The following is a 13,929-nucleotide window of genomic DNA, read 5'->3' on the forward strand; positions in this document are numbered from 1 at the left end:
AGCAAACAGAAAGCAAAAAAAATGGCCGCAGCGCTCGCTGCGGCCATCACATCACCGAATAACAAATCAACCGCTACTTCCAGTGTCTCAAAGCAGCGCGCCAACGCTTGCCCCACAACTGCTGATGCAGAGTGAGTGTCGATTTCTCCAATTCGCAACTCGCACAGGCAATTTCCGTTGCTTCCTCTTTACCAGAACATGTCGGCCGCCCGCCATGGTTCGAATCCGTTGCAATAGCTTGACCCGAGCCGCTATTTCGCACGGCGATCAAGATGTACCTGGCCGATTGCAGCAAGTAACGCAGCCAGCGACACAGGTTTGCCGACATGTGCATCGAAGCCGGCCTGCAGGGTGTCCATCACATCCTTATCGCGTCCGAATCCTGTTAAAGCGATTGCCGGTACGGTTGCGGTCTGAGGTAACTTCCTGAGTTCCGCAATCAGTTCGTAACCACTCATTCCCGGCATGCCTATATCCGAAAGGATCAGATCAAATTCGGCTTCAGCAACTGCATTGAGTGCCGCCTTGCCGCCAGGTTCGGTACGGACTTTCGCGCCTTCCATTTCCAGTAGCGCCCGGAAGGCGTCCAGCGCGTCGGCGGAATCGTCGACTAGCAATACGCGCAAATCCTTCAGGATGCTGCCATCAACGTGAAGGTGGACATAATCCGCAGGCAACAAGGTTGCGACGGCAGGCAGTGTGACGGAGAACGTCGCACCTTGCCCGACGCCATCCGAAGCCGAGTGGATTTTTCCGCCGTGCATTTCCACCAGTTGCTTCGCAAGCGAGAGCCCAATGCCGAGGCCACTGTGTTGCCGGGCGACCCCGGTCTGGCTCTGGCTAAACATATCAAAGACGCGAGGCAGAAAATCAGGCTCAATTCCTTCCCCTGTATCTTCAACCTTCACGCACACGAACCCGTTTTCGAAGAAGAGGCTCACGTCCACCCGGCCGCCGGACGGCGTGAACTTCAGCGCGTTGCGAATGATGTTCCAGAACACCTGTTCCAGACGGACTGGATCGGCCTTCAGCTGAACCGATTGGTCTACGCCCGAAGCCGATAGGGTAATGCCGTTCTCCGCCGCACTTGAGGCGCTCGCGTCGACCACTGTGCGCAGGATCGCCGAAATGTCCACTTGGGATAGCTGCAGCGCAAGTTTGCCGGTGCGCGCCCGTGACAGATCCAGCAGGTCATCGATGATCTTTGCCTGGCCCACTACTGTGCGAAGAATCACGCTGGCCGCATCCCTAACCAGCGGGACGTCGCGCAGCTCCGGTGCGCGCGTCAGCATCTCCGCCTTGACGTGTATCAGGTTCAGAGGATTTTTGAGTTCATGCGAAAGCACCGCAAAGAATTCATCTTTTTGCCGGTTCGCCGAGACGGCGCGGGTTCGAACCCGCCGTTCGAGCGCGAGCTGGTTAGCCTGGCGGCTTTCGGCGCTTTTCCTGTCCGTGAGATCCCGCGAGATCTTCGCATAGCCGCGGAAGCCATCTGTATCGATCGCAGTGGTGACACCGCTGCAGTAGATTTGCCGGCCATCCTTGCGGACATGCCAACGTTCATCATTGATACGGCCTGAACTGCTGGCCTTCTGTCGCTCATGCAGCGGCACGCCCTGTTCAAGGTCTTCCGTGGAAAAGATCAGATCGATGGGTTTGCCGATCGCTTCCGCTTCCTCGTAACCGAATACGCTCTGCGCGCCCCGGTTCCAGCTGACTATGACGCCGTCGAGGTCCTGCACGATAATCGCGTAATCGTTTGTGGTGAGTGCGGCGAACTTCAGTCGCTCTTCGCTGGCAAGCGCTGAGTCTTCGGCACGTCGTCGCGCGGTAATATCGATCAGGGTCAGCACAGCACCGTCGATGCGGTCGTCGAGTGTCCGGTATGGCAGCAACCGCGCAATAAACCAGTCTCCCTCGTCCGTGCTGACTTCCCGCTCGGTGACTTTGAGTGCTTCGAATGCAGCGGTGGCGTCCTGAGCCAGTTCCGGATAGTTCAGACGATGTCGGAGATCCAATAGGGGCCGCCCAATATCCGTCTCGATCAGCTTGAAGATATTCACCGCAGGCGCGGTAAAGCGCTTGATGCGCATCGCACGATCGATAAAGATCGTTGCAATACCGCTGGAGGCGATGAGGTTCTGAAGGTCGTCGTTTGCCTTGGCTTCGTCTTCCACTTTCATCTGAAGCTCGGCATTCACGGTGACCAGTTCCTCATTGACCGACTGGAGTTCCTCCTTGCTGGTCTCCAGCTCTTCAGTCGCTGAGCGCAATTCTTCGTTGATTGCCTGCAACTCCTCGTTTGACGCTTTCAGTTCCTGGGTCGACAGGTTCGACTGTTCGACGTTGGACTCCAGAAGTTCTTTCGTCCGGATCAACTCACTTTCAAGGTGAGTGACGATCCGGTCCTGACCCAGTGCGTGCGCAGGAGCGGGGGAAGCGCTTGCTTCTGTCTCCTCGAATTCATCAAAGAAGATGGCGACGACGTCGCCGCCGGCTGCTTCGTCGTTAAACGGATGCACGGAGAGATTGACATAGGAAAATGCGTCTCCCCGCGAGAATCGAACCCGTTTGACCTCGACGCCCCTGCCATGCTGCAGTGCCTGATAGAGCGCCGTCCTCAGTTCGACCCGCAGGTCCGGATTTACGACGGTGAGCAGATTGTGCGAGGGCTCGCCGCCAACGTAACGCAGGAAGCGTCCGACGTGTTCGGACATGTGCAGGATTTCCGCGTGCCGGTCAATCAGGATGCTCGGCGGCGAAAAGTGTTCGATCACGCGCTGATGCAACGGCGCAAACGAGAAGCTTGCAGGCCTTGGCAGAGGCCGCGGGGCGTCAGTGTGGGATGTGTTCGGTGTCTTCGCGGTCGCGGCCAGCGGGGGTGTTATTCGCGCTCTGTTGCTGGCAGGTTTGGCGCGATAAATACGGCTCTTCTTGTCGACGGGAGCAAACAGATCCTGAGCTATTTCGGCTGATTCGGAGCTCCCGAGGAAAAGGTATCCCCCTGGCCGCAGCGCGAAATGGAATGTCTGCAGAACCTGCCGCTGGACATCGCGGTCGAGATAGATGAGCAGATTGCGGCATGTCACGAGGTCGAGCTGGGAAAAGGGCGGGTCGCGCAGGATGTTGTGCGCGGCAAACAGGACCTTTTCCCTGAGCGCCTTGCTGACAAAGTAAAAACCCCGCGCGTGGGTGAAGAACTGCCGCAGCCGCGTCGGCGGAACATCGGTCAGGATGGACTCGAGGTACCGGCCGGATCGCGCCGCTTCAATGGCGCGTTCATCAATGTCGGTGGCAAATACCTGAATGCCGGGTTGGCGGTTCTGTTCTGTTAGCCGTTCGCACAGCAGCATGGCCAACGAATAGGCCTCTTCACCCGTTGAGCAGCCTGCAACCCACGCACGAACCTGCTCTTCGTCATCTTTGCCTTCCAGAATCGCGGGTATGACTTCGCGCTCCAGCGCTTCGAATGCTTCGCGATCGCGGAAGAAATTCGTAACGCCAATCAGCATGTCCCGAAGCAATGCGGTGTGTTCGTCGGGATGACGCTCCAGAAACAGCAGGTACGAAGGCAGATCAGGGAGTGCATTGACCTGCAGGCGGCGTTCGATGCGCCGCAGTACCGTTGCGCGCTTGTAGTGACGGAAGTCGTGTCCGGTATGGACCCGCAATCCCTTGAGGATTGCCTGCAACGCGCTTTCTGCGGTTGCGACAGCGTGTTCGTCCGGCGGGGCCGCAGCAATCGGCGGCTCACCTTCGACCCCCGGAAGCTGGATCACCTGCGCGTTGTTCCACAACTCGATCAGCTTTTGCGGCAGATCGACGACCGGCAGCGACATGTCGATCAGTCCGGTCGCAATCGCGTTTTGCGGCATCTCGCCGTATTCGGCGTCGTCCGGGCTCTGGGCGAGTGCGATGCCGCCGCATTCCTTGACCCGGCCGATCCCGGCCGTACCGTCGCTCCCCGTCCCCGAAAGAATGACGCTGATCGCGCGCGCGCCGTGCGCATCGGCAAGACTGCGGAAGAACTTGTCGATGGCGATTGGTCGGCCCGTCGCGCGCTCAGCCGGCGTCACCTTCAGATAGCCATCGAACATGGACAAGTCATTGGATGGGGAAATGAGGTAGATGGTGTTTTTCTCGATATGCGTCGGCTCGCGAACCTGCAGGACGGGCATCGAGGTCGCGCGCTGCAACACCTGGTCAACCCGACTTTCGTACTTCGGGGAAAGGTGCAACACAATCACGAAGGCCATTCCGCTGTCAGCGGGCATTTGCTCGAAAAGACGAAGAAGCGCCTGGATGCCGCCTGCGGATGCGCCGATGCCGATCACGGGAAATGCCGGTGATGCGGCCGGCGGAGCGGTAGCGCCAGAGCGTTCGGCGCCCGGGTCTGAAGATGTCGTTGTGGTCATGAGCAGGGGATGAGGCCTCGGGGGGCGGCCCCCGGTTGGCTGCGGGGCGGCGGCATTGATCGTTCAGCGTACACCGCAGCGCATCAACGGCAAAGCGGAAGTCACGCCCGATCTGGCGAACTAGGCTGGGTGAGCAAGAATTGCCGAATTTTACGGCGCGTGGAGGGGAATCGGAAATAGGTGTCATTGACGGGCGGACGCGCGCTCGCGGGTCTGGGCCCGATCAGGTCATCGAAGCTTGGGAAGGGGCGAAACGATGCGGCATGCAGGCTGCCGGTGAGACGTGGACGGCGGGGCAATCCCGTCAGCAACTTTCGTGGCAGCGAGATCGGGGCCGGGCGCCAGCGGGAAATTCTGACGTCGCCACGACCTCATTCGTCGTGGCGACGCCGTTGTTGCGATCTGCGTCAGAAGCGGGAAACCGGCGGTCGCTGGCAGGCTGAATCTTCGTACCAACCGAACATGCCTGCCGCCGCGCTGACTTCACTACCTCCGCGTCTAGAAGTCCGATCGCACTGTCAGCATCGCATTACGGCGATCCCCGAATACGCTATAGAACGAGCCAGGCGGCCGAATGTAGTAACCGCGATTAAAGATGTTGTTCAACTGAAGCGATGCTTCGACATGTTTGTTGAAGCGATATCCCACCTGCGCATTAAAAATCGCATACGCACCCTGTTCGACGCCGCGCGAAACCCGCGTCTGCGCCAACATTCCGCCGCCAATACTCACACCGCGCAATGGCCCTTGCGAGAAGCGGTAGTTCGTCCACAGCTTGAACAGGTGCCTCGGATCGGTTCCGTCGGTCAGATTCGGCGTGTCGTTCTCGAATGTTTCGTTCAGGTACGTATAGCCCGCGTAGACATTCCAGTCCGGCATGGGCTGGCCCGTGACCTCCAGTTCGACGCCCTGGTCACGTGCCTTGCCTGCGGCGATGTAATAGTACTGATGGTCCGGGTCGTCGACGGCACGGTTGTCGTCGTTGATGCGGAAAAGCGCCGTCGTGGTGTTCAGGCGCCCGCCGAGGAAGCTGCCCTTCAAGCCCACCTCGTACTGCTCGCCGGTGCGCGGCGGCAACCCGACACCGGAGTAGGTGGTATCGGTCTGCGCATCCAGAAAGCGCGAGTAGTTCGCGTAGGCCGTCAGCGAGGGCACGATATCCCACAGCAGCGCCGCCGAAGGCAGGAAACGGTGGTTGATCTGCGCGTTGGTCGTCCAGTCGGACACGCTCGGCAGCGTCGATTGCGTGCGGTCCTGCAGGAATGCAACGCGCCCGCCCAGCACGAGGGTCAGCGGCTTCGCCAGGTGGATACGCGCCTGGCCGTAGATGCCGTACTGCACCGTGCGCTCGTTCGTGCCGAACGTGAACGGCACGTTGACACTCGGCACCGCGTTCGGATCGAAGACACTGTACGCGCCGCCGTCGTAGGGACCATTGAGCGACATAAAACCCGATTCGGCCGTCGACGACATCACCGAGTAATTCGCGCCGAACGTGAGCGTATGCGTTTGCCCGAACAGTTGAATCGGACCCGACACGTTGGTGTCCGCGCCGAACCAGTTGTAGGTGTTGCGCTGGCTCTGATCGCCGTAGTACGCGAGGCCGTCGGCGGTCACGCCGGGACCGGAATACGCGTAGTCGGCCTTCGACAGCATGTGCCGGTAAAACAGCGTGGTCGACGATTTCCAGCCGTCTTCGAAACGGTGCACGAGGTTGCCGTTGACTTCCTGGATCGACGTGTACGAATAATTCCAGCTCGGGCTGAAGTTCTGCGAATACGACGTGGGCAGACGGCCGACGAGCGCGGTCTGATCGCTGTTCAGCACGCCGCCCACGCCGTAGTCGAGCCCGGAGATCGGCGAGACCTGGTAGCCGCCGGACAGCGACAGCGTGGTGCGCGGCGTGATGTCCCAGTCGATCGCGCCGTACGCCATCACTTCCTTGTCGCGGGTCTTGTCGACCGATTGCAGGCCGTCGCTGCCGACCAGCACGGCGCGTCCGCGGACGGTGCCGTCCTGGTTCAGCGGACCGGTGACGTCGACCATCTGCCGCACGCTGCCGAATGTGCCGACCTGGGTTTCCGTCGAGATGTGAAACTGGTCCTGCGGCCGCTTGCGCACTAGATTGACGACGCCGCCTGGCTCGCCGATGCCGTCCAGCGCGCCCGCTGCGCCGCGCAGCACTTCGACGCGGTCGTACATCGCGAGATCGAATTGCAGCAGATATTGCAGGCCGCTGACGATCGATACGCCGTCGAACTGGATGCCCAATTGCGAGCCGCGCGCGCGAAAGTAAGCCGTGCCGTCGCCATAGTCGACGGAGGTCACGCCCGTCACGTAGCGCAGCGCCTCCTGGATCGTCGTGATGTTCTGATCGTTCATCCGTTGACGCGTCAGCACGGAAACCGAATTCGGCGTCTCCTTGAGCGACTGCGGAGTCTTGCTTGCGACCGTCGCATCCTTCGACGTGTATGAGCCGCTGTCTTCCGTGGTGGCGTCGGGCGTGACGGTCGCGGTGACCGTCACGGGCGGCAGCGTGTCGCCGGCCGGCGTCGGCGTGGTTTGCGCGCGCGCATTGAGCGACCACGCACTGAGCAGCGCCAGCGCGAGCGGCGTCATGTGCGGCGTCAGCATGCGCCATCCCGTGAAGCGCGTGCGGCGCGCGACTGGTCTTTCCATCGTTGTTTTCATTGCTGTTCAACCCACTGTTGAAAAAAGTCGAGCGACGTCCTTCCGCTAGGGAGCGGACGGTAAAAAAATCCTGTGGGGAACGATGTTGTTATGCCGCGGCGGGTTGTCCCGCTCGCAGATTGCTGCGATAGCGCGTCGGCGCTTGCGCGGTCAGGGACTGCGGTTCCTTGCGGTCCACGAACCGGTGGATTGCCCGACCTCGCTCATGCCACGCCCATCGCACGGCGGCGCAGTGCGAGGATCACCATGTACGGACCGCCGAGCAGTGTCGCCACGAGTCCGGCTGCGATTTCCTCGGGGAACACGAGCTGACGTCCGAGCCAATCCGCGCAGACCATCAGCAATGCGCCGAGCGCCGCCGCCAGATACATCTGCGAAAGCGGCCGCCGGCCACCCGACAGGCGCGCGATATGCGGCGCGATCAGTCCGATGAACGACAGCGGTCCGACGATCACCGTCGCCGCCGCGCTCGACAGCGCGGCGAACAGCAGGAGCGCAAAACGTGCGCGCGCGACCGGCACGCCGACGCTCGCCGCACTCGGCGCACCGAGACTGAGCGCGGTCATCCAGCGTGCGGTGAGTGGTGCGATGACGAGCGCCATCGCGGCGAGCGCGGCGATGCTCCACGCGATTGCTGGCGCGACGTAGTAGGTCGAGCCGACCAGCAGATCGATCAGCACGCCGGCACGCGGATCGCCACTCGACATCAGTGCACCCACCACGGCCTGGAACAGCGCGCTGATCGCGATGCCGGTCAACAGAAGACGTTCGGGCGCAAAGGCGGCGCGTCGGCCAAACCAGAACAGCGTGCCGAGCGTCACCAACGCACCCGCGACGCAGCCCGCGAACAGCAGCGCCGGCGACAGGCTGCCCGTCGCGAACAGCACGGCCACGATGCCGAGCATGCCACCCGAGCTAACGCCGAGCAGGTCGGGACTCGCCATCGGATTGGCCGTGACCCGCTGCAGCAGCGTGCCGGCGAGCGCGAGCAACACGCCCGCGGCGAGTGCGCACAGCAGACGCGGCACGCGCCAGAACAGCAACGTATCGACCTGCGAAAAGCTGGCGACGTACCATCCATGCGGGCCACGCGCGACCGTGAGCGACAGCGCGCAGACGAGCGCGAGCAGAGCGATACACAGAAACAGTGATGTGCGCACGGACCGATGGACGAGCGGCGACGCGAGCGGCGCGCTGAGATCGGGCCGCGAACGCAGTCGCGGCAGCAACGCGACGAGCAGCGGCACACCGACGATCGACGTCACGGTTCCGGTGGGGATCAGGTGCGCCGAGAATGGCTCGGCGGACGCCGCCACGCGGACGATTTCGTCGGTGAACCACAACATCGCCGCGCCGGTCAGCGGCGCCCATAACAGCCGCTCGCGCAGCCGCCGCGCGCCTGCGAGCTTCGCGACGAGCGGCGCGGCCAGGCCGACAAAGCCGATCACACCCACTTCCGACACGACAACCGTGGTCAGCATCACGGCGATCAGCAGCGCGCCGAAGCGCATCCAGCCCACCGACGCGCCCAGGTTGCGCACGGTCGAATCGCCGGCATCGAATAGGCTGAGCGGGCGGTACAGCAACGCCGCGCCGAGCGCGCAGACGACGAAGCTCGCGAACAGATGCACGGTGGGCTGCCAGCCGGTCTGTTCGAGCGCGCCGCCGCCCCAGATCATCAGGCCGGTCAGCAGATCGAAATGCACGACGGCAATCGCGAGGCTGATCGCGCCGCAGTACAGATTCACGACCATGCCGGACAGAATCACGCCGAGCGACGACATGCGCTGCGACCACGCGAGAGCGAACACGGCAAGCATCGCTAGCGCGCCGCCGGCAAACGCCACCGTTTCTCTTCCGGCCGCGAGCCAGCCAGGCATCCATAGTCCCGCAATCATCAACGCCAGATAGGCGCCGGGGAAAACGCCGAGCGTCATCGGTTCCGCGAGAGGATTGCGCAGCACCTGTTGCATCAGCGCGCCGGCCAGTCCGAGCGCGGCGCCGCATAGCAGCGTTACCAGAACGCGCGGCACCAGACTGTCGTGGACCAGCACGTCGCGCATGTCGGTCATGTCCGGTGCGAACAGCGCCGACCAGAACGACGCACCGTCGAGCACGGCACGCAGATTGACCGCCGCGAGCACGGCAGCCAAGGCGAGCAGCGTCGCGACGAGAGCGAATCGCCGGTCGCGCGGCGCGGCGGATCGGTCGAGCATCGCAGCGTTACGCAAGGCCGCCTCTGCCGGTCGAGATGGTGTCGAGCGCGGCTTCGACCGCGGTCACGAAACGCTGCATCGACACCAGTCCGCCATAGGGGGCGATCACGGGTAACTGTGCAACGCGCCGTTCGCGGACGGCGGGCAGCGCGCGCCACAGCGGGTTCTTTTTTAGCGTCGTGAGGACGTCGGGCTGCAATGGGCTGATCAGCAGAACACCCGCGTGGGAAACCTCAGTCAGACGTTGTAGCGGGACCAGTGCCGAGCCTGCTGCGTTGGTCGTCCAGCTTGCTGTTGCGTGATTGGCCGATGCGGGTGGGTTGACGGCGTTGGAGACGCCGATGCCTCGTAGCATGTCGTCGAACAGGCTGCCTGATCCGTACACGCGTAGATGCCGGTCGTCGATCGCTTCCGCAACGATGACCGGTGCGCGGGTCCGGTCGGGCTGCAAGCCCAGCCGTTGTTCCACGGCTTGCGTGTTCTGAGTCGTCGCGTCGATCAACGCACTCGCGCGGCTGTCGGTGTCGAATGCGCTCGCCATTGCGCGAGTTTCTTCGCACAGCCGCGCATACGGATGGGCATCGCTCATATACGCGCCGAGCGTGAGCGTCGGCGCGATGCGCTGGAGCGCGGGCAAAATCGACGCATGGCCCGGTGTGACGATCATGAGATCGGGCGCGAGCGCAACCAGCATCTCGAAGTTTGGCTGGTACAGCAAGCCGGTATCGGCGACACCGCGTGGCAGCGGCGGCGCGACGATGGTGCTGCTGTACCAGGAAGGCAACGGGATGCCGATCGGCGCGTGGCCGAGCGCGAGTAGAGTTTCGGTCAGCTCCCAGTTCATCACGACCACGCGGCGCGGCACGCGCGCTTGCGCGCGCGCTCGCAGCGGCACGGCGCAAGTAATCGCCCACGCGGTCGCGCGGCCCAGGAGCGCGCGGCGGCGCGCGCTGTGTGCGTGACGTATGACGTTTGCCGGTCGAAACAGAGCCGTTGTCATAGCGGGAAACTCATCGTGTGGCCACTGCGAGGATCGGTGATGACGCCCATTGGCACGCCATAGATCGTTTCCAGTTGTTTGGCGTCCATCACCTGGGCAGCGGGCACGCGCATCAGCAGACGCCCCGCGCGCAACGCCACGATGTGATCGCAGAAACGCGCGGCCATGTTCACGTCGTGCAGCACGACGACGGCGCTCATCCCACGGGTCACGCACAGTGTGCGGACGAGATCGAGCACCGCGAGCTGATGGCCGACATCGAGTGCCGAGGTCGGCTCGTCGAGCAGCATGCAACGACAGTCCTGCGCCACCAGCATGGCGAGCCACGCGCGCTGACGTTCGCCGCCCGAGAGGCTGTCGACCGCGCGATCGGCGTAATGGGCCACATCGGTGACTGACATCGCTTCATCGACGCGCTCGCGGTCCTGTGCCGTGAAACGCCCGAGCGCGCCATGCCACGGGTAGCGGCCGAGTGCAACGAGTTCGCGCACGGTCATACCGTCCGCGTTGGGCAACTGTTGCGGCAGATAGGCGACCTCGCGCGCGAACGCGCGGTTGTCCCACGCATGCAGCGGCTTGCCCGCGAAGCTGAGGGTCCCCGATGCAGGCTGCTGCTGTCTCGCGAGCAGCTTGATCAGCGTCGACTTGCCCGAACCGTTGTGACCGATGAGGCCAGTGACCGAGCAGGCGTCGAGCGTCAGATCGAGGGGATGCAACAGCGTGCGCTCGCCCGCGACGAAGCCGACCTGTTCGAGCTTCCATGCAGCGCTGAGCGTGTCATCGCGCGAGGCTCGCGCGGATTCACCGGACGCCGCGTGTGAGAGTTCGCCTGGCGGCATGATCGTGTACGGTGTCTGATTCATGATGCACTCACCGTACTGACCGAAGTTGCCGGTGAGTTGTCGCCGACCGTCTGTCCGCTGTCGAGTTTGATCGAGCGGTCGGCGAGATCGAAATAACGATCGTCGTGTGTGATGACGAGTACGGTCTTGCCGTTCGCCTTCAGGCCTGGCAGCAGACGACGGTAGAACACGTCTTTGAACACGGGATCCTGATCGGCGGCCCATTCGTCGAATACGTAGAACGGCCGGTCCTCCAGGCAGGCGACCAGCAGCGCGAGGCGCTTCCTCTGTCCCTGCGAGAGATCGAGAGTCGAGAAAGCGCCGTCCACGATACTGACCTTGTGATCCAGTTGCAGCTCGACGAGCAGCGCCTGTGCGGCGTGCTCACTGCCCGCGGGTAAGCCGAGCAGCGAATCGAACAGATGGAAATCGCTGAATACGACGGAGAACAATTGCCGGTATGTCTCGAGCGAACTCGCGTCGACCGGTTTGCCGTCGAGCAATATGCGACCCTCTTCGGGCGCGTACAGACCAACGAGAAGCTTCGCCAGCGTAGTCTTGCCGCTACCGTTGCCGCCGGTCAGATAGACGATCTCGCCCGGACGGAACGTGTAATTCACTGGCCCGACTCTGAAGAAGCCATTCTCTTTTTCGCGAAAATAGCGATGCGTGACGCCGTCGAGCACGACGCTCGTGAACGAGGAGCGAGTGTCGGCGCGTGCCTCGTCGTCGGGCGGCAGAACGTCGTCCAGTTGCTCGATGCGCTCGAAAGCGACGCGGGCGGAGCTGAGCGTCGGCAGCGCCGAAAGCAGGCCTTCCACCGGCATGATCAGATAGAGGAACACCAGCGCATAGCCGGACATGACGTGCGCGCTGGCATCGAAGAAGCGGGCCAGCACGAAGATCGTCAAGCCGACGAACGCGAACAGCACGAGGCTGCCCCAACTCGCCGCCGCCGCGTACAGCACGTAACCGCGAGTGCGTTGCACGCGGACCGCTTCGACGTGCGGGGCGAGTTCGACATCGACGAAGGCTTCACGGCGTGCGCGATGCAGCTTCAGTTCCTTCGCGCCGTCGAACAGCGCGCGGAATTGCCGGACCAGATCGTCCTCGCGATGACGCGAGCCGCGCAGATGCACCAGCGCGCGTGCGTTGACCAGATGAAAGCCGAGCGCGCCGATGCCGATGGTCACGACGGCAAACAACAGAATGGGCCACGACAGCATGCCGAGATAGATGAGGCAACCGGCGATCACCGCGCCTTGCATCGCGATCGACGGCAGGCTGATAAAGAACACGACGACCGTGTCGAGGTCCTGCGTCAGGATGCCGAGAGGACGCGCGGCGCCGCACTGTTCGAGATGCGCGTACGACGCGGCGGCAATCCGCCGGATCGTGCGCATACGCAGCGTGGCCTTGGTGCGCTGGCCGAGATACATGAAAAGCGTTTGCGACAGCACGCGCGTGGCGAGCACCAGCAAGCCGAGCGCAACGAAACGCACGCCGAGTTCGGCGAGCTTCGCAGTGGAGGCCCCCAGCGCCTGGTTGATCAGCGCGACCAGCGCCGCATTGCCAAAGCCGCTGATCAGGCTCGTCAGCAGAGCAATGGGCAGCAGCCAGCGCGAACTGCGAACCAGCGAGACGATCAGTGCCATAAGACGCTGCGATGGTTTGTCGGCGGCGTGCTGACATGCGTGTTGAATGACCTTGCGGTCTCGCGTGCGCAGAGGCTTCGCGGAGTGGTTGAGCGAATGAGAAGCATTATTAAATGAATCGGCCTGTTGGCGTAACTCTATGACAGGCAAGGAGAATAACGTTTCAGAACGGAGAAAGGCTGACAATCGATATCGGGATTTGGACAAAATCATGCAATTTCACGATATAGTCCGGAGTTCGGTATTGAGAATGACTCTCACTCTGAGGTCTGCCATGAAAGAGTTTCTGCTCAAGCGTTACCCGATTACGCCGCGACCATTGCCGCGTCAGGTGCTGGCGTCGGTGGTTCGTTATCGGCACGGGGAGCGCGTGACGTGGCATCAGCATCGGCATGGCCAGCTTGTCTTCGCAATCCGCGGGGTACTGCGGGTTCTCACGCCCACGCGCACGTGGACACTGCCGCAGTCGCGCGCGGTGTGGTTGCCATCGGATGTCGACCACGAATTGCATGCCGTTGGCGAAACCGATCTGTGCAGCGTCTACATCGAACCTGAAGCGTTTCCGTGGTCGTGGAGCGAACCGGCGGTGATCGCCGCTTCGTCGCTATTGCGCGAACTCGCCGTGGCGCTGAGTGCGGACGGCGATGAATACACGCCGGGCAGCCTCGCCGCCATGTCCGCACCGTTGCTCCTGAAAGTGCTCGCGGAGACGAAAGCGGTGCCCGAACCCGGCGTGCCATTACCGCGCGATGCGCGTCTGCTAAAAATCTGCGAGCACATGATGAACGACCCGGCGAGCGAACATTCGCTCGACTTCTGGGGCGAGCAGTTCGGCGCAAGCGGCCGGACACTCGCGCGCTGCTTCAAGGTGGAAACCGGCTTGACGTTTGGCGCATGGCGTCAGCAGATGCGGGTGGCCGAGGCGATGACGCGTCTGGCGCTGGGTCAGCCTGTGGCGCGGGTATCGCTCGAACTGGGCTACAACAGTGCGAGCGCGTTTATTGCAATGTTCCGGCAGGTCACCGGCGAGTCGCCGCAACGCTATCTGGCGTCGAAATAGGAAGGGAAGTAACTTTCGTTCGCGGACGCCAACGCGGACGCCAACGCAAA

At 62.6% G+C, this 13,929-nt stretch carries 7 protein-coding genes; 1 reads left to right on the plus strand and 6 read right to left on the minus strand.

The window, feature by feature from the left end; translation table 11 throughout:
- Nucleotides 1-251: 251 nt before the first annotated feature.
- The 6 genes from LMG28727_RS11500 to LMG28727_RS11525 form a co-directional block, all read right to left on the minus strand.
- On the minus strand, nucleotides 252-4,415 hold the full coding sequence (locus tag LMG28727_RS11500; RefSeq protein WP_201642452.1) for a CheR family methyltransferase: 4,164 nt from the start codon (nucleotides 4,413-4,415) through the stop codon (nucleotides 252-254).
- Nucleotides 4,416-4,913: 498 nt separating this feature from the next.
- Nucleotides 4,914-7,094 carry a TonB-dependent siderophore receptor gene (locus LMG28727_RS11505; protein WP_236591742.1) on the minus strand — a complete coding sequence of 727 codons (2,181 nt, stop codon included), beginning with the start codon at nucleotides 7,092-7,094 and terminating at the stop codon, nucleotides 4,914-4,916.
- Nucleotides 7,095-7,309: 215 nt separating this feature from the next.
- Nucleotides 7,310-9,322: a Fe(3+)-hydroxamate ABC transporter permease FhuB gene (gene fhuB / locus LMG28727_RS11510; protein WP_201642454.1), complete on the minus strand. Its 2,013-nt coding sequence runs from the start codon at nucleotides 9,320-9,322 to the stop codon at nucleotides 7,310-7,312.
- Nucleotides 9,323-9,329: 7 nt separating this feature from the next.
- Nucleotides 9,330-10,322: an ABC transporter substrate-binding protein gene (locus tag LMG28727_RS11515; RefSeq protein WP_201642455.1), complete on the minus strand. Its 993-nt coding sequence runs from the start codon at nucleotides 10,320-10,322 to the stop codon at nucleotides 9,330-9,332.
- Complete coding sequence (locus LMG28727_RS11520) at nucleotides 10,319-11,185, minus strand: ATP-binding cassette domain-containing protein (RefSeq protein WP_236591745.1); 867 nt, start codon at nucleotides 11,183-11,185, stop codon at nucleotides 10,319-10,321. Before LMG28727_RS11520 ends, LMG28727_RS11515 begins: the two co-directional genes overlap by 4 nt.
- Nucleotides 11,182-12,819: a cyclic peptide export ABC transporter gene (locus LMG28727_RS11525; protein ID WP_201642456.1), complete on the minus strand. Its 1,638-nt coding sequence runs from the start codon at nucleotides 12,817-12,819 to the stop codon at nucleotides 11,182-11,184. The genes LMG28727_RS11520 and LMG28727_RS11525 overlap by 4 nt, the downstream gene beginning before the upstream one ends.
- 274 nt (nucleotides 12,820-13,093) lie before the next feature.
- On the opposite strand from LMG28727_RS11525, the gene LMG28727_RS11530 reads away from it, so the two are divergent.
- Nucleotides 13,094-13,879, plus strand: coding sequence for an AraC family transcriptional regulator (locus LMG28727_RS11530; protein ID WP_201642457.1), 786 nt, complete (start codon nucleotides 13,094-13,096; stop codon nucleotides 13,877-13,879).
- The last annotated feature ends 50 nt before the right edge of the window (nucleotides 13,880-13,929 follow it).

The organism is Paraburkholderia metrosideri (genome assembly GCF_904848625.1).
Taxonomy (GTDB): Bacteria; Pseudomonadota; Gammaproteobacteria; order Burkholderiales; family Burkholderiaceae; genus Paraburkholderia; species Paraburkholderia metrosideri.

Excerpts from the sequence above, each read along its gene's own strand:
- LMG28727_RS11500 (WP_201642452.1), bottom strand. The coding sequence starts at position 4,415 with ATGACCACAACGACATCTTCAGACCCGGGCGCCGAACGCTCTGGCGCT.
- LMG28727_RS11505 (WP_236591742.1), bottom strand. The coding sequence starts at position 7,094 with ATGGAAAGACCAGTCGCGCGCCGCACGCGCTTCACGGGATGGCGCATG.
- fhuB (WP_201642454.1), bottom strand. The coding sequence starts at position 9,322 with ATGCTCGACCGATCCGCCGCGCCGCGCGACCGGCGATTCGCTCTCGTC.
- LMG28727_RS11515 (WP_201642455.1), bottom strand. The coding sequence starts at position 10,322 with ATGACAACGGCTCTGTTTCGACCGGCAAACGTCATACGTCACGCACAC.
- LMG28727_RS11520 (WP_236591745.1), bottom strand. The coding sequence starts at position 11,185 with ATGAATCAGACACCGTACACGATCATGCCGCCAGGCGAACTCTCACAC.
- LMG28727_RS11525 (WP_201642456.1), bottom strand. The coding sequence starts at position 12,819 with ATGGCACTGATCGTCTCGCTGGTTCGCAGTTCGCGCTGGCTGCTGCCC.
- LMG28727_RS11530 (WP_201642457.1), top strand. The coding sequence starts at position 13,094 with ATGAAAGAGTTTCTGCTCAAGCGTTACCCGATTACGCCGCGACCATTG.